This window comes from Streptomyces sp. RerS4 (genome assembly GCF_023515955.1).
Classification (GTDB): Bacteria; Actinomycetota; Actinomycetes; order Streptomycetales; family Streptomycetaceae; genus Streptomyces.
In genome coordinates, this window is record NZ_CP097322.1 from 6,561,382 (window position 1) to 6,582,380 (window position 20,999).

16 protein-coding genes are annotated in these 20,999 nt (G+C 70.2%); 7 read left to right on the forward strand and 9 right to left on the reverse strand.

The genetic code is table 11. From position 1 onward, the window contains the following. Window positions 1–74 precede the first annotated feature (74 nt). The 5 genes from M4D82_RS29380 to M4D82_RS29400 all read right to left on the reverse strand — a co-directional run bounded on the left by M4D82_RS29380 (window position 75) and on the right by M4D82_RS29400 (window position 8,780). Window positions 75–1,046, reverse strand: a complete 972-nt coding sequence (locus M4D82_RS29380) for a glycoside hydrolase family 6 protein (protein WP_249770082.1) — start codon at window positions 1,044–1,046, stop codon at window positions 75–77. A gap of 115 nt (window positions 1,047–1,161) precedes the next feature. After that, window positions 1,162–3,885: a beta-L-arabinofuranosidase domain-containing protein gene (locus M4D82_RS29385; RefSeq protein ID WP_249770084.1), complete on the reverse strand. Its 2,724-nt coding sequence runs from the start codon at window positions 3,883–3,885 to the stop codon at window positions 1,162–1,164. Between the two features lie 148 nt (window positions 3,886–4,033). After that, window positions 4,034–5,536, reverse strand: a complete 1,503-nt coding sequence (locus M4D82_RS29390; protein ID WP_249770086.1) for a glycoside hydrolase family 43 protein — start codon at window positions 5,534–5,536, stop codon at window positions 4,034–4,036. After that, window positions 5,533–7,752 (reverse strand): glycoside hydrolase family 3 N-terminal domain-containing protein, encoded by a 2,220-nt coding sequence (locus tag M4D82_RS29395; protein ID WP_249770088.1) that lies wholly within the window; start codon window positions 7,750–7,752, stop codon window positions 5,533–5,535. The genes M4D82_RS29390 and M4D82_RS29395 overlap by 4 nt, the downstream gene beginning before the upstream one ends. Next, entirely contained in the window at window positions 7,749–8,780 is a 1,032-nt protein-coding gene (locus tag M4D82_RS29400) for a LacI family DNA-binding transcriptional regulator (protein ID WP_249770090.1), read from the reverse strand. The genes M4D82_RS29395 and M4D82_RS29400 overlap by 4 nt, the downstream gene beginning before the upstream one ends. A 231-nt stretch (window positions 8,781–9,011) precedes the next feature. Between M4D82_RS29400 and M4D82_RS29405 the strand changes: the two genes are divergently transcribed. The 7 genes from M4D82_RS29405 (at window position 9,012) to M4D82_RS29435 (ending at window position 15,770) form a co-directional block, all read left to right on the forward strand. Beyond that, complete coding sequence (locus tag M4D82_RS29405; RefSeq protein WP_249770092.1) at window positions 9,012–10,304, forward strand: extracellular solute-binding protein; 1,293 nt, start codon at window positions 9,012–9,014, stop codon at window positions 10,302–10,304. A gap of 85 nt (window positions 10,305–10,389) precedes the next feature. Next, window positions 10,390–11,286 (forward strand): carbohydrate ABC transporter permease, encoded by an 897-nt coding sequence (locus tag M4D82_RS29410; protein ID WP_249772262.1) that lies wholly within the window; start codon window positions 10,390–10,392, stop codon window positions 11,284–11,286. Further along, window positions 11,283–12,113 carry a carbohydrate ABC transporter permease gene (locus M4D82_RS29415; RefSeq protein ID WP_249770094.1) on the forward strand — a complete coding sequence of 277 codons (831 nt, stop codon included), beginning with the start codon at window positions 11,283–11,285 and terminating at the stop codon, window positions 12,111–12,113. Before M4D82_RS29410 ends, M4D82_RS29415 begins: the two co-directional genes overlap by 4 nt. Window positions 12,114–12,212: 99 nt before the next feature. Next, window positions 12,213–13,253 carry an endo-1,4-beta-xylanase gene (locus tag M4D82_RS29420; RefSeq protein ID WP_249770096.1) on the forward strand — a complete coding sequence of 347 codons (1,041 nt, stop codon included), beginning with the start codon at window positions 12,213–12,215 and terminating at the stop codon, window positions 13,251–13,253. Continuing rightward, window positions 13,250–13,549: a hypothetical protein gene (locus tag M4D82_RS29425; RefSeq protein WP_249770098.1), complete on the forward strand. Its 300-nt coding sequence runs from the start codon at window positions 13,250–13,252 to the stop codon at window positions 13,547–13,549. Before M4D82_RS29420 ends, M4D82_RS29425 begins: the two co-directional genes overlap by 4 nt. Continuing rightward, window positions 13,546–14,292, forward strand: a complete 747-nt coding sequence (locus M4D82_RS29430) for a cupin domain-containing protein (protein ID WP_249770100.1) — start codon at window positions 13,546–13,548, stop codon at window positions 14,290–14,292. Before M4D82_RS29425 ends, M4D82_RS29430 begins: the two co-directional genes overlap by 4 nt. Continuing rightward, window positions 14,292–15,770 (forward strand): non-reducing end alpha-L-arabinofuranosidase family hydrolase, encoded by a 1,479-nt coding sequence (locus tag M4D82_RS29435; protein ID WP_249770102.1) that lies wholly within the window; start codon window positions 14,292–14,294, stop codon window positions 15,768–15,770. The genes M4D82_RS29430 and M4D82_RS29435 overlap by 1 nt, the downstream gene beginning before the upstream one ends. A 92-nt stretch (window positions 15,771–15,862) precedes the next feature. Here M4D82_RS29435 and M4D82_RS29440 read toward each other — a convergent pair whose 3' ends face one another. From M4D82_RS29440 to M4D82_RS29455, 4 genes are all read right to left on the reverse strand, one after another. After that, complete coding sequence (locus M4D82_RS29440) at window positions 15,863–17,650, reverse strand: ABC transporter ATP-binding protein (protein WP_249770104.1); 1,788 nt, start codon at window positions 17,648–17,650, stop codon at window positions 15,863–15,865. 81 nt (window positions 17,651–17,731) lie between these two features. Beyond that, window positions 17,732–18,964 carry a DUF418 domain-containing protein gene (locus M4D82_RS29445; protein WP_249770106.1) on the reverse strand — a complete coding sequence of 411 codons (1,233 nt, stop codon included), beginning with the start codon at window positions 18,962–18,964 and terminating at the stop codon, window positions 17,732–17,734. A gap of 152 nt (window positions 18,965–19,116) precedes the next feature. Continuing rightward, window positions 19,117–20,244: a sensor histidine kinase gene (locus tag M4D82_RS29450; protein ID WP_502989022.1), complete on the reverse strand. Its 1,128-nt coding sequence runs from the start codon at window positions 20,242–20,244 to the stop codon at window positions 19,117–19,119. Further along, window positions 20,241–20,906, reverse strand: a complete 666-nt coding sequence (locus M4D82_RS29455; protein ID WP_249770108.1) for a response regulator — start codon at window positions 20,904–20,906, stop codon at window positions 20,241–20,243. Before M4D82_RS29455 ends, M4D82_RS29450 begins: the two co-directional genes overlap by 4 nt. Between the last annotated feature and the right edge of the window lie 93 nt (window positions 20,907–20,999).

The following is a 20,999-nucleotide window of genomic DNA, read 5'->3' on the forward strand; positions in this document are numbered from 1 at the left end:
GTATTTCGATGAGGATCGCTCAAGGTGGGCTGTCGGTCGGCCTCGGCACCATGGCGCCTTCGGCGAGGAAGGGTTCAGTGGCCGTAGATCATCTTGTAGGCGACCTCCGGTAGGAACTGCCCGGCCGAGGAGCCGGCCCCGACGCCGCAGTTGCCGTCCGACTCGCCGGGAAGCTTGATCCACAGCAGCATCTCGGCACCGCCACCGTGCCGGCTGGGAGTACCGATCCGGCGACCGGCGGGGTTGCACCACTGGCCGTTGGAGCCGTTGCCGTTGCGGCTGGTGTCCACGACGAACGGCTTGGTGTAGCCATACGACCTCAGGGCGGAGTTGACCGCGTTGCCGTAGGAGGTGTTCTGGTCGGCGGTGAAGTAGTTGGAGACGTTCAGCGCGAAGCCGCGTGCCCCGCTGACACCGGCGGCGGCGAGTTGCCGCGCCATGGTCGAGGCGTCGATCCAGCCGGGGTTCCCGGCGTCGAGGTAGACCCAGGTGTTGGGTGCCTTGGCCTTGAACTGGGCGATGGCGTTCTTCAGCATGGCGTTGCGCTCGGCGATCTGGCCGGCCGTCATGCAACTCTCGTGACCCAGCGCGTCCGGTTCGAGGACGACGACGGCCGGGCGGCTGCCGATGCCACTGGCGAAGGCGGCGATCCAGGCGTCGTACGCGGCGCGGCTCCCGGCGCCGCCGCCGGAGTGACCGGCGCAGATGTCCCGGTTGGGGATGTTGTACGCGACCAGGATCGGCAGCTTGTCGTAGGAGTCCGCGCGGCCGACGTAGGCGCCGGCGGCCGCGGCGATGTCGCCGCTCCAGTTGCCGAACCAGCGGGCTGCCGGGGTGTTGGCGATGGACGTCCGGATGGCCGCCGCCCGCCCGTCGCCGGGGTTCGCGTTGGCCCACCGCAGGGCGGAGTTGTCGGGGTCGGCGTAGAAGCCGCTGCTCATGGTGGTCGGGTCGGCGGCGTGCGCGGGACCGGCGTTGATCACGGCGAGACCGGTGGTGAGCACACCGGCCAGCAGGGCGGACGCGGCTCGGAAGGACTTGCGCATGGTTCTTCCTCCGGTGGGGGGTGGGGAAGTGGGGGTGGGGAAGTGGGGGGAGAGAGGAGGGCTGCTTACGAGGAGCCGCGATCGGCCTGTGGCGATCGAGCGGCTCGGCGCCGGCTCAGATGAATCGCCACAGGTGGTCGTTGGTGCCGTTGTCGTCCCAGAGGACGGTCTGGGCCCCCTGGGCGGTGGAGGCGCCGGACACGCCGAGGACGCGGCCGCCGTTGGCACACTGGATCCTGAAGGTGTCGCCGCCGCCGTGGCGCAGGCGCCACCGGTGGTCGGCGGTGCCGTTGTCCGCCCACTGCGCGATCCGGGCGCCGTTGGCGGTGCCGCCGTTCTCCACGGCGAGGACCTTGCCGCTGTGGGAGTTGCGCAGGCGCAGGTAGCCGCCGGTGTCGATGACGGCCGTCCAGAGATGGTCGGCGGTGCCGTTGTCGTCCCACTGGATGGCGAGGCCGCCGTCCGCGGTGGACATGTCCTTCACACCGAGGACCCGCCCGCTGGCGACGTTCTGGATGCGCCTGGCACCGTCGGGGACGAACTGCCACTGGCCGGCGGGGGCGCCGGTGTCGGGCACCTGTACGGCTGCGGCGCCGTTGGCGGTGGAGCCGCCCGCGATGCCGAGCAGCTTGCCGGTGTGGACGTTCCGAAGCTTGTGGTAGCCGTTGCCGGCGTCGAGGACGGTCCACCGGTGGTCGGCGGTGCCGGTGTCGGACCACTGGAGGATCGGGGCGTTGTCGGCGCCGGACATGTCCTGCACGCCGAGGACCTTGCCGCTGTGGAGGTTGCGCAGCCGCAGTGCGGTGCCGTCGAGGACGAGGAGCCAGTTGTGGTCGGCGGTGCCGGAGTCGGTCCACTGCAGAGCGAGGCCGCCGTCGGCGGTGGACATGTCCCGGATGCCGAGGACGAGTCCGCTGGCCGCGTTGACGAGACGGAAGCCGGGACTGTCGGTCCGCCAGTAGACGCTGTAGTTGAAGCCGTGGGCGTCGTGGAACGGGGCGAGGTCGACCTTCGTTCCGTTGGCGGTGGCCGTGAAGGCGAGGGCGGTGCCGCTGGTCCGGGTGATCGAGGAGGGGACCAGGGTCGGGAGGGAGGACAGCGTGGTGCTGCCGTGGTTGCCGGCGAGGACGACGGGGCCGTAGGTGATCGCCGCGACGCCGGGGTTGTCGTTGGCGGCCTGGAGGGCCACACGCATGGGGAGCTTCACGGTGACGGTGTCGCCGGAGGCCCAGGACCGGGTGAGGGTGGCGTAGGTTCCCGGGTCGGCCGTGACGGTCTGGGCGACGCCGTTGACGCTGACGGTGGCGCCCGAGGTCCACGCGGGGATGCGGACGCGCATCGACCAGGTCCCGCCGACGCTGCCGGTGACCTTGAGCGTCGTGGTGTCGTCGGCCGGGTAGGAGGTGGCCTGGGTGACCGTGATGCCTCGCTGTGTCCAGTTCAGGACGGAGGGGAGGAACAGGTTCACCGTGAGAGTGGTGCCGTCGTGGAAGTAGACGGAGTCCATCAGCTTGGTGTTCGACTCGACGCCCGTTCCCTGGCAGCACCAGAACGTGCCGTAGTCGGTGCTCCAGGTGCCGCCGCCCCACGCCGGGCCCACGCCGCGGCGGCCGCCCGGGTTGAGGGGGGTGAAGTAGGTGACGTGTCCGTGTGGGTCGGCCGGGTTCTGGGCGCCGATGACATGGTTGAGCAGCGCCTTCTCGTAGAAGTCGAAGTACGACGACCGGTCGGGGTCCAGTTGCCACAGCTCCCGGGTGAGCTTGAGCATGTTGTAGGAGTTGCAGAGCTCGCAGGTGTCGCGGAGGAGGAAGCCGGATATGGCGTTCGGGGCCCGGAAGTGTTCCGCCTGGCTGTTGCCGCCGATGGCGTAGGTGTGTGAGGTGGTGCAGATCGTCCACGCGTTGGCGGCGATGTCGCGGTAGCGGGTCGTCCCGGTGGCCTTGTACTCGCGGACGGCTCCGATCCACTTGGGCACCTGAGTGTTGGCGTGCAGGCCGTCCAGCCGGTCCTGGTTCGCGGCGAGGGGGTCGAAGACCGCGGCGTGGTCGAAGCGCTGGGCGGTGGTCAGCCAGCGTGCGTCGCCGGTCTCCAGGTGGATGTCGGCCAGCACGTCGTTCATGCCGCCGAACTCGACGCCCATCAACGACTGCATCCGGCTGTGGCTGAGCGCGGCGGTGCGTCGGTCGACCCAGCCGGCGAGCGCGAGGAGCACGTCCCGGGCCTGTGTGTTGCCGAGGAGGCGCCACACGTCCAGCAGACCGGCCATGGTCTTGTGGACGCAGTAGTACGGGACGTTGCCGTTGTTCAGCGTGCCTGCTTCGAGTCGGGTGAAGTCGCTCTCGGGGAAGCCCGATAAGTAGCCGGCGGAGAAGCCCGCGGTGGAGTTGTTGGCCTGGCACTTGGCGAGTTGGGCCACCATGTGGTCGGCCTTGTCGCGGCAGGTGGTGTCCCCGACCGCGGCGTAGGCCTGGGCCCACGCCGTGAGGAAATGGCCCTGCACGTGGGTGCGGAAGGGGAACGCCGGGTCGTCCCAGCCTCCGGTCGGGGCTGCGGCGTTGGTGGAGAGCCGGTGGTTGGCGCGGAAGTTGTACAGCAGGCGGTCGACGTCGACGAAGCGGAGGTAGGCCAGGGTACGGTTCTGATTGTCGAGCCAGCGGCTGCTGGTGAGCCGCACCTGACCCAGGTTGAACGGGACCGCCGACACTCCGACGTCGGACCTGCCCGGGGATGTCTCCGCCGCGGCGGAGACGGGGCCAAGGACGGGGCCGACAGCCGCGGATACGGCCGCGACGCCGGTCGCCTTGATCACGGTGCGGCGGCTGAAGGGGTGAGTCGGCATGGCGAACTCCATGGTCCGTGAGAGAAAAGGGTTTCGCGCACAAGGAATGTCGGGCTCCAACCGGCTGCACGATTGTTAACGCTCACAATTTGGGTGTCAATGCTTTCGACGTCAGTGTCGGCAATGCCTCCCCACACCGCGCGCCGCATCATCGACGCCGGTGTCCAGGTGGTTCCGGCCGGCTCGGGTACGTGATGTCGAACGACGTGAAGCGCGCTTGGCCGGTGGAGGGGCCACCGTTGGAGGTGGCGTAGAGGCCGAGCTGGACGCTGGTGAACAGCGGGGTGAGGAAGGTGGCTTCGACGGTGGTCAGGTCCTGCCAGGCGCCGTCGGGTGCCGCGTGGGCGAAGGTGTGGCTGAAGCCGCGGATGCGGACCCCGAGGCGAACGGGGCCCGGGGGGACGGCAACGGCGGCCAGGACCTCGGATCCGCGCCGGAGGCTGAGGCCTTCCGTGGTGCGGAGGAAGAGGAGGTGGGCGTCGTCGTCGAGGACCACGGCGAGCCCTGCCTGTTCGTCCGGTGCGGCGGGGGTGAAGTGCAGTTCGGTGGAGACGTCGCAGTCGGGCTGTTCCTGGGGGCGGGCCAGGAGGGACGGAGTGGTGCGTTCGCCGAGGCGTTCGGGGCGGAGCCGCAGGCGGAGTCCGTCGCCGGTGGTCCAGAACGGCGCCGCCGGGGTGCGCAGGGTGCTCCAGTCGGCGGAGAGTGTGGCGAAACCGTCGTGGAGAGGGCGGCGGAGGTCGGTGTGGACGATGGGGGAGAAGACGGGCCAGTCCTCTTCCCAGGTGATCCGGCTGAGGAAGGTCTCGCGGCCGAGGGCGGAGCCGGGACGGACGCCCAGGAGGACGGCCCGCCAGTCGCCGTCCGGGGTTTGGACGAGGTCGGCGTGGCCGGTGCAGGTGACGGGGCCCTTGGCGGGTGGTAGCACCGGGTTGCCGGGGGCGCCCTCGTACGGTCCGGTCACGTGGTCAGCGCGGGCGGCCACCACGCTGTGGTCCACATCGGTGCCGCCCTCGGCGGTGAGCAGGAGATAGGTGCCGTCGATCTTGTAGAGGTGCGGGGCTTCCGACCATCGGGCGCCAGGGTGGCTTCCCGACCACAGGACGTGCTCGGGTCCCGTGAGCCGTCGTTCGCGGGGAAGGTATTCGCGCATCCAGATCGCGGTGCGGCCGGCGGCCTCGTCCAGCACGCGGGCGGCGGTGAACCAGGCCCGACCGTCGCCGTCGCCGTCGCCGCCGCTGTCGTCCGGCCCGTCGTCGAAGAACAGCGACGGGTCGAAGCCCTCGCCCTCCAGCCAGTGCGGCTGCGACCACGGCCCCGCCGGGTCGGTCGCCGTGACGACGAAGTGGCCGGGGCCGTCCATCAGCGTGCAGACGAGGTGGAAGACGCCGTCGTGGTGCCGGATCGTCGGTGCGAACAGGCCCCGTGAGGGCGCGCACCCGTCGAGATCGAGCTGGGACGCCCGGTCGAGGGCGGAGCCGATGCGCCGCCAGTTCACGAGATCGCGGCTGTGGAACACGGGAAGGCCCGGGAACCATTCGAAGCTGGACGTCACGAGGTAGTAGTCGGCTCCCACCCGGCAGACGGACGGGTCGGGCCGGAACCCGGGCAGCACGGGATCACCGAAGACGGGATCATCGAACGACGGGGTCATGGAACCGGGACGATCTCGACCGGCACGGACAGCACCCGGTCGGCCGCCGGGTGGCGTACGGGGCCCTCCAGCGTGAAGGTGCCCCGGAGCGGAAGATCGCCGCTGGAGCGTCCGACGGCCACGCCGATCTCCCCGGGCTCCACTCGTCTGCGCAGGTCGAGTCCGGTGAATGAGGTCCGGTCGGCGTGGACGGAGAAGGTGATCCGGGCGGCCGCGCCCGGCTGCAGCTCGACCCTGGCGAATCCGGCGAGCCACCGCTGTGGCCGGACGACGGACGCCACGGGGTCGGAGAGGTACAGCTGGACCACCTCGGTCCCGGCCACTTCGCCGACGTTGCGTGCCGTGACGGAAACGGCGACGGTTCCGTCCGTCGCGGCGACGGGATCCACCGAGAGCTCCGAGCAGGTGAAGGTGGTCCAGCTCAGCCCGTGTCCGAAGGGGAACAGGGGCGTCGGGTCCACCGAGCTCCAGTCGGTGTGCCCACCGAGCCTGCCGTGCAGGTAGGTGCCGGGCTGGCCGCCGACCTGGCGGGGGATGGAGACGGGCAACCGCCCGGACGGTTCCGCGGCCCCGCTGATGACCCGGGCCAGCGCCGTCCCGCCCTCCTCGCCGGGGAAGAAGACCTGCACCACGGCCGATGCGCGCTCGGCCAGCGTGCCGAGCGCGTAGGGCCGTCCGGAGACCAGGACCAGGATGGTCGGCACCCCGGAGTCCAGAACGGCGGAGGCGAGCGCGGCCTGGTCGCCGGGCAGGTCGAGGGTCTCGGCGTCGCAGCCCTCTCCGGAGGTGCCCCGGCCGAACATGCCGGCCCGGTCCCCGAGCACCAGCACGTTCACGTCCGGATCGTCCTCGGCGACCGTGAACCCGGCTGCGGTGAGCGCCTCGCCCAGCGTGGGGATCTCCAGCCCGAGGTCGCCGGGCAGCGCGACGTGGTTGGGGAAGGAATAGCAGCCGAGGAAGGACCGGGGGTCGTCGGCGTACGGCCCGCTGACCGACACGCGGCACGGCCGCAGCGGCAGGGTGCCGTCGTTGGCGAGCAGGATGGTGGACCGCTCGGCCAGGAGCCTGGCCAGTGCCCGGTTTTCCGGCGGATCGAGGTCGAACGGCTCGGGGTCGGCGGGTTCCCAGTCGGGGTCGAGCAGGCCGAGCTCGGCCTTCTGCAGCAGCACCCGTTCCGCGGCCCGGTCGATGAGCTCCTCGGGCACGCTCCCTGACCGCACGAGTGCGGTCAGCGGCTCGCCGTAGCAGCGGGCCGTGGGCAGTTCGACGTCGATTCCGGCGGTCAGTGCCAGCGCGCCGGCCGCGCCGCGCGATCCGGTGACGCCGTGCCGGGTCTCCAGGAAGGAGACGGCGTAGTAGTCGGCGACGACCACACCGCCGAAACCGAGCTCATCCCTGAGCAGTTCGGTCAGCAGCCGCTCGTCGGCGGCCACCGGGACGCCGTCCACGTCGGTGTAACTGTTCATCACCGACCGGGCGCCCCCCTCGCGCAGTGCCCGTACGAAGGGCTCCACCAGCACGTCGGCGAACTCGCGCGGCCCCGAGGCGACGGGGGCCATGTTCCGGCCGCCGCGCGAGGCCGAGTACCCGGCGAAGTGCTTGAGCGTCGCCACGATCCCGGCGCCCTCCAAGCCCTGCACATAGGCGGTGCCGATCGCTCCGACGAGATAGGGATCCTCGCCGATGCACTCCTCGGTCCTGCCCCACCGGTAGTCGCGGACCACGTCGAGCACCGGGGCCAGCCCCTGGTGAACGCCGACCCGCCGCATCCCCGAGCCGATGGCGGCGGCCATCCGGCGCACGAGCCCGGGATCGAAGGACGCACCCCAGGCCAGCGGCCCGGGGAAGACCGTCGCCCCGAACGTCATGAACCCGGTCAGGCACTCCTCGTGGGCGACCGCCGGGATCCCGAACCGGCCGGCTCCGGTCACCTGCCGCTGGAGCGAGGCGAGCCGCTCCATGCCGGCTTCCACGGTGATCGGCGCGGTGCCGTACACCCGGGTGAGCTGGCCGAGCCCGTGGGCGACGATGTCGTCGAGGCCGGGCGCGGACTCGCCGGAGTCGTCCTCCATCGGCGCGACCGGCGTCCCCGGATCCGAGGGCAGCGCCCAGAAGCCGGCGAGCTGACCCGCCTTCTCTTCCAGCGTCATCCGTTCCAGCAGATCTGCGACCCGTATGGACACGGGCAGGAGGGGGTCACGCCAGGGCTCGGTCAAGGAGTTCTCCTAGAAACGGGACGGGGCGGGGCGGTGGAGAGCCTGACCTTGAGCTCGGTCGAGAGCTCCATCCGGGGACTGACCAGGTTTTGGCCGTCCAGGAGCTGGAAGAGGGTGCGTGCGGCGAGCCGGCCCATCTCCTCCAGCGGCTGACGCACCGTCGTCAGCGGTGGTGACAGCCACTCGCACATCGGCAGGTCGTCGAAGCCGACCACACTGAGGTCCTGCGGGATGCTCAGCCCGACCTGCCGGGCGGCTTCGTAGACGCCCATCGCCTGCTGGTCGCTGCCGGCGAAGACGGCGGTCGGCGGCTCGGGAAGGGCGAGCAGTTCCTGGGCGCGCTGGAACCCGCCCTCGTGCCGGAAGTCGCCGAACCGGATGAGGTCGCGGTCGACCTCGATCCCGGCCCGCTCCAGCGCGGCCCGGTACCCGTCGATGCGGGCCTGGCTGCAGAGCATCTCCTTGCGCCCGCCGATCGCGGCGATCCGCCGGTGTCCCAGCTCCAGCAGGTGCTCCGTGGCGGCGAGGCCGCCCGCCCAGTTGGTCGCGCCGATGCTCGGCACACCGTTGCCCGGCAGGTCGATCGGGTCGATGACGACCAGCGCCACCCCGGCCTGTTCGACCTGGGCGCGCTGGGCCTGGGTGACCGAGGCGGTGACGAGGATGACGCCGTCGCTGTGGTGCAGGACCGGCAGTGCGGCCCAGCTCGACGGCGTGGCCTCGCCCGGCGGGACGAGGGACACGACGGTGCCGACGCTCCGCTGGGCGCACTCGGCCTCGACGCCGCGGAGTATCTCCACCGCCCACGCGCTGTCCAGACCGCCGATGATCAAGTCGACCAGGCCCGACCTGCGGGCCCTGCCCTGCCGGCCTGGGTGGAGGTAGTTGTGAGATCGCAGCAGGCCCTCGACGCGTTCGCGCGTCGAGGGTGCCACATCGGAGCGGCCGTTGATCACCTTGGACACGGTGGCCTGGGAGACCCCTGCCTCCGCGGCGATGACGGCCAGGGTCGGACGCTGCTCGCTCAACTTCGCTCCTCTGCGCGCACGCCTTGGGCCGGCGACATATATCGCAAACTTTCGAAGAGTTTCCGGTCGGCGCGATCCGGTTGTCAAGCGTCAAGTCGTCTGCTGCCGACGGAAATTCGGTGAGAAGGCTTGACCGGGGCGCCCCACGTTCCTAGTTTGTGGCAGCACGAATTCGAGAATGTTACGAAACATTTTCGAACTCGAACCGGCATTCACCACCCCGGAGGTCCCATGGCCAGCACACCCCCGAGTCGACGAAGCTTCCTGGCGCTCTCGGGCCTGACCGCTCTGTCCGTCTCGCTGACAGCGGCCTGCGGCGGCAACGACTCGGGCGGCAAGCCGGCGGCGGACGGCAAGGTGACCTTCGCGTGGTGGAACATCGCCACGACGGAACCGGGCAAGTCCCTCTTCCCGGAGATCTCCTCGGCGTTCACGGCCGCTCACCCGAACATCACGATCAAGACGACCTCGTTGGAGAACGAGGCGTTCAAGTCCAAGCTGACCGCCACCACCTCTTCGGGCAAGCTCCCCGACGTCTTCCAGACCTGGGGCGGCGGCGTGCTGCGACAGCAGGTCGAGGCGGGGCTGGTCGAGGACCTCACCGACGCGTTCGGCTGGTCGTCCGACCTCACCCCCGTCTCGCTGCAGCCCTATCAGTTCGAGGGCCGGACCTACGCGGTGCCCTACGACCTCGGCATGGTCGGCTTCTGGTACAACAAGAAGCTCTTCGCCAAGGCCGGGATCACCGCTCCGCCGGCCACCTGGGCCGAGTTCCTGGAAGACGTCAAGAAGCTCAAGGCGGCGGGCATCACTCCGATCGCCCTCGCGGGCAAGGAGAAGTGGCCGGGCCACTACTACTGGGCCTACCTCGCGATGCGCGTCGCGGGCCTCCCGGCGCTGCAGCAGGCCGCGACCACCAAGGACTTCACCGGCGCCGGCTTCGTCCAGGCGGGCACCCACCTCAAGGAGCTGGTCGACCTCCAGCCCTTCCAGACGGCCTTCCTCGGCGCCGGCTACGCCACCCCCGGCGGCCAGGCCGCGACCATGGGCAACGGCAACGCCGCCATGGAGCTGATGGGGCAGTGGGGACCGTCGGTTCAGAAGGACGCGGGCGCCGACCTCGGAGCGGACCTGGGCTTCTTCCCCTTCCCGACGGTCGACGGCGGCGTCGGCCAGGTCACCGAGGTGTTCGGCGGTGGCGGTGGCTTCGCGCTGCGCAAGGGCGCCCCGAAGGAGGCCTTGGACTTCCTGAGGTTCTTCGTTCTGGAGAACCAGTCCAAGCTGCTGGCCTCCAACGGCTACCTGCCGGTGGTCAAGGGCGCGGAGAGCCTGCTCGCCGACGCCAACAGAAGGGTGGTGGCCGACAGCCTGGTCAAGGCGACGGGCTTCCAGCTCTTCCTCGACCAGGCGTACCCGCCGGCGGTCGGCCAGCAAGTCAACGACAGCGTCGCCGACCTCATCGCCGGCAAGAAGACGCCCGAGCAGGTCACCAAGTCGATCACCGAGGCTGCGAAGGGTGCCTAGCTCCGTGTCCACCCTGACCAAGGAGCGGACGGAGGACACCGTGCCGGTGCGCCCGCCCGCCCCGGCACGCTCGCTCCCGCGCCGGCTGGGAAGCTGGGCGTCGGTCGCCTGGTTCCTCGTCCCGGCTCTGGTCCTCTTCCTCGTCTTCGTCCTCGCCCCGATCGCGGTCGCCGTCTACACCGGCTTCTTCAAGTGGGGCGGGGTCGGCCCCCTGGAGAACTTCGTCGGCTTCGAGAACTACGCCACCCTCTTCCGGGACCAGGTCTTCCTCGGCGATCTGGAGCGCGGGCTGTACCTGATCACGCTGTCGATCACGGTGCAGTTGCCGTTCGCGCTGTTCACCGCCGTCCTGCTCAACCAGAGGCTGCGCGGCCGGGCCGTCTACCGGATGCTGTTCTTCGCGCCGTACATCCTGTCCGAAGTGGTCACGGCGGTCCTCTTCACGATGATCTTCCTTCCCGGCGGCGGCATGGCCGACCATCTCGCGGGCGCCCTCGGCCTGGAGGGGCTGCAGGGCAAGTGGCTCGCCGACCCCTCGACGGTCATGCCGACCCTGTTCGTGGTCATGACCTGGAAGTACTTCGGGTTCCACATGATGCTCTTCCTCGCCGGGCTGCAAAGCATCCCGGGCGAGATTCTCGAGGCCGCCGCCATCGACGGCGCCGGCGCCTGGCGACGCTTCCGGCACGTGACCCTGCCGTTGCTCGGCCCGACGATCCGGATCAGCGTCTTTCTTTCGGTCATCGGTGCCATCCAGCTCTTCGACCTCGTCTGGGTCATGACCGCCGGCGGGCCCAACCACTCCTCCGAGACGATGGCGATCTCGATGTTCCAGTTCGGGTTCAAGCGCTACCAGGTCGGCTACGCCAGTGCGATCAGCGTGGTGCTGTTCATGATCAGCCTTGTCTTCTCCCTCTTCTACCAGCGCTACGTGCTGCGCCGTGACCTGAGCGGGGCCATCACCACGGGAGGTGGCCGATGAACGTCCGCAGAACGGCACGCGGCCTGTCGCTGCACGCCGTGGTCTGGCTGATCGGCGCGTTCGTCGTCGTGCCGCTGGTCTACGCGGTGATCTCCGGGTTCAAGAGCACCGGCGAGCTGACGACCAACCCGTTCGGGCTGCCGGAGCACTGGAAGACCGGCAATTACACCGGCATCCTCGGCGACGGAATGTTCTGGCGGCAGATCGCCAACAGTGCGGGCATCGCGATCGGCACGGCTTGCTGCACGGTGGCGGTCGCCGCGATGGCGGCGTTCGTCCTGGCCCGCTACGCCTTCCGGGGCAGGGAGTTGTTCTATACGCTGTTCACGATCGGGCTGATGTTCCCGTTCGCGGTGGCCGTCCTGCCGCTGTTCCTGCTGCTGCGCAACTTCGACCTGCTCGACAACCCGCTCGGAGTGATCCTCCCGCAGGCGGCCTTCGGGCTCCCCATGACCATCATCATTCTGCGCGGCTTCTTCCGGACCATCCCGGCGGAGATCGAGGAGGCGGCCGTCATGGACGGCTGCGGCAAGTTCCGTTTCTTCTGGAAGATCCTGCTGCCGATGGCGCGTCCGGCGCTCGGCACGGTCTCGGTGCTCGCGATCGTCGCGAGCTGGAACAACTTCTTCCTGCCGCTGCTGGTGTTCAACGACCCCCAATGGCAGACGATCCCGGTCGGCGTCCAGCAGTTCCAGGGTCAGTACTCCACCGACTACGCTCTCGTCCTCGCCTACATCGTGCTCGCCATGGTCCCCGCCCTCGCTTTCTACGCCGTCGCCGAGCGGCAGCTGATCGGCGGACTCACCGCGGGCGCCACCAAGGGCTGACCCGTCCCGCCCGACCTCCACCCCCCAGGAGACGCCGTGAAACGTCTGGCCGCATCGAGCGCAAAGTTGTTAGCGCTAACACCAGAGGAGTAGTCCGTCATGTCCATCTCCCGGATCCTCACCGCTCTGTCCGCCGCCGTCTGCCTGTCGGCCGGCCTCGCCGCCGCGCCCGCAGCCGCCGAGCCCCCTCCCCGGACGCTCGGCGAACTGGCCAAGAAGCACCACAAGTACTTCGGCTCCGCCACCGACAACCCCGAGTTCACCGACGCCGCCTATCTGAAGCTCCTCGGCAGCGAATTCGGGCAGACCACCCCCGGCAACGCCATGAAGTGGTACGCCACCGAGCCCGAACGCGGCGTCTTCGACTTCACCGCCGCCGACGAGGTCGTCGCGTTCGCCCAGGCCCACCACCAGAAGGTCCGCGGCCACACCCTCATCTGGCACAACCAGCTCCCCGCCTGGCTCACCGAGGGAACCTGGACCGCCGACGAGCTGCGCGCCATCCTCAAGCACCACATACAGACGGTGGTCCGCCACTTCAAGGGCCAGGTGATCCACTGGGACGTCGTCAACGAGGCCTTCAACGAAGACGGCACCTACCGCGAGACGCTCTTCCACAAGACGCTCGGCCCCGGCTACATCGCCGACGCACTGCGCTGGGCCCACGAGGCCGACCGGCACGCCAAGCTGTACCTCAACGACTACAACGTCGACTGGATCGGCCCCAAGAGCGACGCCTATTACACCCTCATCAAGCAGTTGAAGGCCGACGGCGTCCCGGTGGAGGGCTTCGGCATCCAGGGCCACCTGGCGCTCCAGCACGGCTTCCCCGCCGACGTCCAGCGGAACATGCAGCGCTTCGCCGACCTCGGGGTCGAGGTCGCGATCACCGAGCTCGACATCAGGATGAACCTCCCCGCGACCCCCGAGAAGCTCGCCACGCAGGCCACCTGGTACGCCGACTACGTCAAGGCCTGCCTGGCGGTCAGGAAATGCGTCGGCGTCACCATCTGGGACTACACGGACAAGTACTCGTGGATCCCCTCCGTCTTCCCCGGCGAGGGCGCGGCGCTGCCCTACGACGAGAACCTGGTGCCCAAGCCCGCCTATCGCGCGATCAGGAAGGTGCTGGGCGGATGATCAGGACGGCGATCGTCGCGACGGGCGGGATCGCGGGCCCCTGCCACATACCCGCCCTCCGGGCGCAGGCGCACCGGGCCGTGGTCGTGGCGGCCGTCGACGTGGACGCCGCACGCGCCGAGGAGCCCGCCGTCGCGGGGACGTTCACCACCGGGTCGACCGGCGTGAAGTGGGAGCCGCCGGACGACCTGCCCAGCTCGCACACCGCCCAGCTCGCGGGCTTCCCGGACGGCTACGAAGCGGGCATCCGGCCCGACCTCGGCAGGTCCATCCACGTCGCGGAACACCCGTGGTGACCCCGTTCCCCGGCGGCGTGGGGATCTCCGGGCTGACCGTGTACGACTGGGAGGCCGCCGACGGGCTGTGCGGCGGTGCCCCCCACATGCACCTCGTCTGTTCCGAAGCCTACGTCGTCACCGGCGGCGCGGGCAGCGTCCAGACCCTCACCACCTCCGGCTTCGCCGACACCCCGCTGCACCCCGGCGACGTCGTCTGGTTCACCCCCGGCACGATCCACCGCCTCGTCAACGACGGCGGCTTGCGCCTCGTGGTGCTCATGCAGAACAGCGGGCTCCCCGAGGCGGGCGACGCCGTCTTCACCTTCCCCGCTCCGCTGCTGGCCGATCCCCACGCCTACCGGAAGGCGGCAGCCCTGACCGGCGATCACGCCGCGGCAGCGCGCCGCCGCCGCGACCTGGCGGTCGAGGGCTTCCTGGCCTTGCGCGAAGGCGGGTTGCCGCAGTTCCACATCGCGGCCCACCGCCTGAAGAGCGAACTCCTGGACGCCTGGTGGACCCGCTGGCGTAACGGCCCCCTGGCCGCGGCCCTCACGACCGGCCGTCAGCTGGAACGGCTGAAGGCCTCAGACCTCACCCACCTCGGCCACGGTGCGGTGTCACGCCTGGAGCGCCCGGAGCGCCGGCGCTTCGGCATGTGCGGCCGCCTTCACACCTATCCCCTCCCCGACCCTCCGACAACGTGGCCGCCGCGCGGCCCGTCGGGGTCACCTCACCCCCACCCCTCGAAGGAGCTCTCCTGATGTGGTCTCGCCATCCGTCCCAGGTGCACGTGAGACGGCTGCTCGCCGTCCTCGCGCCCCTGCTGCTCCTGGCCACCTTCATCGGCGTCCAGCCCGCCAGCGCGGCGACCGTCGACCCCAACGCCTCCTACGTACTGGTCAACCGCAACAGCGGCAAGGCCCTGGACGTCTACAACCTGGCGACCGGCGACGGCGCCCGCATCACCCAGTGGACCCGCAACGATCAGAACCAGCAGCAGTGGCAGTTCCTCGACTCCGGCGGCGGTAACTACCGCATCAAGTCCCGCCACTCCGGCAAGGTGCTGGACGTCCAGAACGGATCCACCGCCAACGGCGGTGCGATCGTCCAGTGGTCCGACCTGAACGCCACCAACCAGCAGTGGCGGCTGGCCGACAGCTCGGACGGCTACGTGAGGCTCATCGCGCGCCACAGCAACAAGGCCCTCGAAGTGCAGGGCGGCTCCACCGCGGACAACGCGAACATCGTCCAGTACGAAGACTGGGGCGGCACCAACCAGCAGTGGCAGTTCGTCAAGGTCGGTGCCGGCAACCCCGGCGCGTGCGCTCTTCCGTCGACCTACCGCTGGACCTCGACGGGCGCGCTGGCGCAGCCCAAGGCCGGGTGGGCGTCGCTCAAGGACTTCACCGTCGCCCCCTACAACGGCAAGCATCTCGTCTATGCGACGACCCACGGCGCCGCGGGAACGGGAGTGGGCTGGGGTTCGATGAACTTCAACCTGTTCGGCAACTGGCCGGAGATGGCCTCGGCCGGCCAGAACACGATGTCGAACTCCGTCGTCGCGCCCACGCTCTTCTACTTCGCGCCGAAGAACATCTGGGTGCTCACCTACCAGTGGGGAGGCGGGAGCGCCTTCTCCTACCGGACGTCGAGCGACCCCTCGAACCCCAATGGCTGGTCATCGCAGCAGGTGCTCTTCTCCGGAAGCATCACCGACTCCCCAACAGGGCCCATCGACCAGACGATCATCGGTGACAGCACCCACATGTACCTGTTCTTCGCCGGTGACAACGGCAAGATCTACCGGGCCGGCATGCCGATCGGGAACTTCCCGAGCAGTTTCGGCTCGACCTACACAACGATCATGAGCGACACGGCGGACAACCTGTTCGAAGCCCCGCAGGTCTACAAGCTCCAGGGCCAGGACCGCTACCTCATGATCGTCGAGGCGAGGAGCCCGCAGGGCCGCTACTTCCGCTCGTTCACGGCCACAAGCCTGAACGGCTCATGGACACCCCAGGCCGCGACGGTGAGCAACCCCTTCGCCGGCAAGGCCAACAGTGGTGCCACCTGGACGAACGACATCAGCCATGGCGAACTGATCCGCACCACCGCCGATCAGACCTTCACCGTCGATCCCTGCAACCTGCAGTTCCTTTACCAGGGACGCGACCCCAACGTCGGCGGCGAATACGGCCATTGGCCCTACCGGCCGGGTCTGCTGACGCTGCGGCGCTAACGGCGTGACACGGGTCCGGCTCCGCGGTGGAGCCGGCCGGGCGGGCTCGGCGGCACAAGGCCGAGCCCGCCCGGGTCACGCGAAGAGAGGCGTCACCGGGCCGGCCCAAGGAACTGGGTGGCCGCCAGGCCCGCGTACAGGCTGTCCTGGCCGAGCAGTTCCGAATGGGTGCCCACCGCGCGTACCCGCCCCGCGTCCATCACCACGATCCGGTCGGCGTGGGTCACCGTGGAGAGGCGGTGCGCCACGACGAGGACGGTGGTCGTCCGGGCGGCCTGCGTGACGACGTCGCGTACCGCCAGTTCATTGGCGGCGTCGAGCTGCGAGGTGGCCTCGTCCAGGAGCAGCAGCCGGGGTTTGCGGAGCAGGGCGCGGGCGATCGCGATGCGCTGCCGTTCGCCGCCCGACAGCTTGGTGCCGCGGTGTCCGACCGGCGTTTCCAGGCCCTGTGGCAGGCGGTCCACCAGCGTGTCGAGCTTCGCCCGGACCAGGACGTCGCGGATGTCCCGGTCGGTCGCGTCGGGCGCCGCGAAGACCAGGTTCTCCCGCAGCGTCCCGGCCAGGACCGGAGTGTCCTGCTCCACGTATCCGATGGCACCCCGCAGCTCCGGCAGCGACCAGTCGCGGACGTCCTTGCCGTCGATCAGTACCCGGCCTCCGGTCGTCTCGTAGAACCGCTCGATCAGTGCGAAGATCGTCGACTTGCCCGCCCCCGAGGGGCCGACGAAGGCCGTCATCCCGCCGCTCCGCACCTCGAAATCGACCCGGTGGTGGACGGGCGGAAGGTCATCGCGGTAGCGGAAACTCACGTCCTCGAAGCGGACCGACGACGGCCCGGCGACCGACGCCGATGTCCCGGCCCGCTCGGGGTACTCCTGTTCCAGGGGCTCCGTTCCCAGCCGCTCCACCTCGGCGATACGGGCGATGGCCGCTGATCCCTCCTGAAACTTGGAGGCCGCCTCGACCAGCCGGTCCACCGGCTCGATGACGTAGAAGAGGTAGAGCAGGAAGGCGATCAGAGTGGACACGGGGATCGCCCCGGAGGCCACGCGCGCCCCGCCGACCCCGAGCACCGCGAGGAACGACAACTGCATGGCCAGGCCGACCGAACCCTCCGCCACCGCCTCCCACTTCGCACGCGTCACGCCGTGCCGCCACGACCGCCGCAGTGCCGCGTCGGCGACCGCGCTCTCGCGCTGTTCGGCACCTGACGCCTTGACCGTCCGCAGCGCGCCGAAGATCCGTTCGAGGACGGAGGAGACCTCCCCGACCGCCTCCTGCGCACGTTCGGTGGCCTGTGCGATCCGGGGCATCACCAGGGCGACGGCCCCGCCGATCAGCGCGCCCACAGCCAGGGTGACGCCGAGCAGCACGGCGTCCATGAGGGCCATCATGACGATGGCCGCGACCAGGGTCACGGCGCCCGTGGCACCGCTGACGATGGCCTCGGTGGTGACGGCACGCAGGAGCGTCGTGTCGGAGGTGACCCGGGACATCAGGTCGCCCGGCTGGTTGCGCTCGAATTCCGTGAGGCGCAGCCGCAGCAGGCGCCCGACAAGGGTGCGCCGGGCGGCCAGCACGACCGACTCCGCGGTCCGCTCCAGCACGTACGCGCCGAGCGCCTGGACCACCGCGCCCACCACCACGAGCGCGGTGAGGGACAGGAGGACCCCGCTGATCGTCTCACCGGAGCCCAGCCGGTCCACGAGGACCTTCGTGGCCAAGGGCTGCAGCAACCCGCTCCCGGCCCCGATCAGGGTGAGCAGGCCGGCGAGAGCGACGGCCCTGCGGTGTGGTCGGAAATGGGCGTACAGCGCCTGGAACGTCTTCGGGGCGGTCAGGCGTGCGGTGTCGGCGGCCGACGGGTCGGTCGCGGTCATGGTCGGTCCTTCTTGTCGTCCGGTCGTCCGGCCATCCGGTCGTTCGGTCACTGTCGTCCGTGCGTCCAGGCAGGCCGGACCTCAACGGACGTACTCGGCCGGCTTGGTGGCGGCGTTGAGCAGATGCTCCAGCGGTCCGCGACGGAAGAAGCGGGACCAGAGCGCGGCGAACACGATCGCCCCGAGGATGAACGTCAGCACGGGTCCCCAGGACACCTGGCTGCTTTCGCCGGTCGGGATGCCCACCGCGGACTGCACGACGAAGTGGCCGACGTACGCGGTCAGGGACATGGCGCCCACGGCGATGATCGGTTTCGCCAGACGGTGCAGGAGCGGCAGACGGTCCATCAGCACCGTCGCGCACACGATCACGAGGATCGCGACGCCCACGCTGCCGATGATGTCGAACGTGGTGCCGCTGTGCGGCCCGGCGGACAACAGCTCCGAGGCCGACCCCTGGGCGTCGAAGGATCCGCCGGCGGAGGACGCCGCCTCGGAGCCGGCCGACGACTTCCCGCCCTCCGCCGTGCTCCGCAGCGCGTCCTTGCCCGCCAGCAGCAGGGACGTGCCGTACGCGGCGACGGTGAGGGCGGCACCGAGCGCGGCCAGGCGTCGCTGGACGGTGGTGGCGGACAGGTCGAGGCGGGCCAGCGCCATCCCGGCGACCACGAACGGCATCCACGTGATCGTCGGGTAGAAGCCGGTGAGCAGCAGATCGAGCACTCCCACGTCGCTGAGCTTCTCGAGCGGGTCGTAGGCGTTGACGCTCTGCTGGACGGACTCGCTCAGCAGGGATTTCAGGACGAACGCCAGCTGCGGGGTGACCAGTGCGAGCCCGGCCGCGATCATCGCCAGCGTCCCGGCGCGCAGTCGCACCAGGGGCAGGGCGAGGAGGAAGTAGACACCGTAGAAGGCGAGGATGATCACGTCCCCGTACTCCATCGCCAGCGCGGTGCCCAGCGCCAGCAGGACCACGGCGCGGATCGCGATCCGCGCCTTCGCCTGCCGGCCGGCCAGACCGGTCTTCGGCTCCCGACGGCCGGCGATCAGCATGAGCGAGAACCCGGCGAGGGTGGCGAACAGCACCGACGAGTGACCGTCGGCCAGGTAGCGGACCCAGCCGGCGACCCCGTCCGTGGCCGACAGCGGGGGGCCGATGTGGACGATGTACATCCCGAACACCGCCAACGCGCGGGCCAGGTCCACCCCGACGAGGCGTCCCAGCGAGGGACCGCGCGGGGTCGCCGCGGCGGGCTGGGGCGAGGTGCGAGGCTCAGGAGGCGACGTCTTCAGGGGCGGCTGCATCTGTGTCATGGGACGAATCTCGCGGTGACGCCGGGAGGCGGGCCATCCGGCAGGCTTCGGTAACGGCCCCACCGGTCGGCGGTGACCACCCCGCCGATCGGCGGGACCGTGTCCCGCCCGGTCCGGCAGGACCCGCCAGGGCCCGCGTGCGCGGCGCGGGGTCAGTCCGCGCGGGACGGGATGCGCAGGCGCACCCGGTAGCCGCCCTCGTCGGTCGGGCCGGCCTCGAAGGTGCCGTGCAGGATGTCGGCGCGCTCCTGGAGGCCCAGCAGGCCCTGGTGCGCGCCGGGCAGGGGCAGGGAGGGGCGGGACGGCGGGCCGTTGGTGACCGTCACGCCGACGGCGTCACCGTCGTGCCACAGCTCGACGGTCGCCGTGGCTCCGGGGGCGTGTTTGCGGACGTTGGTCAGTGCTTCCTGCACCGTGCGGTACAGAGCGCGCTGGGCGGGCGTGCCCACGGAGGCCGGGAGATCGCCCGTGAGCTCCGCTTCGATGCCGCTGGACGCCACCAGTCCGCGCAGGTCGGCGAGGGTGGGCTGCGGGGTGAGTTCCGTCGCGGCTCCGCCGGAGGCGCGCAGCAGAGTGACCATGGTGCGCAGCTCGTCGAGCGTGTCCACGCTCAGGGAGCGGATGGTGCGGGCCGCTTCCCTGCTGCCCGCGTCCTTGGCCGCCACCTGCATGGCTCCGGCCTGAATCGCGATGAGGCTGACCTGGTGGGAGACGACGTCGTGCATCTCGCGCGCCAGCTGGGCGCGTTCCCGGGCCAGGACGGCCTGCGCGTGCAGCTCGCGCTCGTGCTCCCGCGCCTCCTCGATCTCCACCAGACGCCGGGCCAAGTCCCTCCGTGCCTGGACCAGCTGACCCAGCAGGACCGGAGCGGTGGCCGTCGCCAGGTTGTAGAGCAAGAAGATCAGCGTCCATGCCCGGCTGGTCGACGGGTCGTCCTTCAGCGGAGCGTGTATCGCCATGGCGGCCGCGGACAAGAAGACGCACACGCCGAGCAGACGGCGGTCACGCGAGCGTTCGGCCAGGGTGTACAGGGCGGCGACCGGGGCGACCAGGATGTCCTGGAACAGTGTGGCCGGCAGGGTGAGGAGGAAGACGGCCGGCGGGAACCGCCGACGCAGGGCCAGGGCGCCGCAGGCGATCGCGGCGAGCGCGAGGCCGAGCGGGGTGCCGTCCCAGAGGTTGAGCCACGCGTCCAGCGCGGCGAGGGCCACCAGAGCGGCATCCCGCGCGGCCGGCGGTACCCGGTTCCACAGCCGCTTCCCCCGAGACCCGGTGGTCACCGGCCTTCCCGGCCGGCATCCAGCAGCCCGGCCCGCTGGGCGAGCAGCGCCGCCTGGACGCGGCCGGCCACCCGCAGTTTGGTGAGGATGGAGCTGACGTGGTCCTTGACCGTGCCGGTGCCCAGATGCAGACGGGTTCCGATATCGGCGTTGGACAAGCCTTCCGCCAGCAGGACGAGCACGTCCCGCTCCCGGTCGCTCAACCGCTTCACGCGGGCCGCCTCCTCGTCCACGGCCGCAGGCCCGGCACCTGGATGCGTGCGCAACAGGCTCCGGGAGGCCTTGGAGGACATCACCACTCCACCGGCGGCCAACGTCCTGACCAACTGGTGGAGTTGATCCGGTTCGGTGTCCTTGAGGAGGAAACCGGCCGCGCCCGAGTGGAGGGCCGTGAGGACGTACTCGTCGGTGTCGAAGGTGGTGAGCATCGCCACGACAGGGGGATCGGGCAGGGCGCGCAACTGAGCCAGCACCGTGAGACCGTCCAGGTCCGGCATCCGGATATCGAGGAGGACGACATCGGGACGGTGTTCCCGCACCGTGTCGAGGGCGTCCCCGCCCGACGCCGTGGCGACGACCTCGATGTCGTCCGCCACGCCCAGGATGAGGCCGAAACCGGATCGCACCAGCGCCTCGTCATCCACCACCACTACCCGAATCACGTGCGTCGCACCCCGTCGTCCATCGATCCCTGTCGTACCCGACCGTAAGGTCCCTCGCCGTCTTCGACGAAGTCCCGAGCCCGGTTCCAGCCG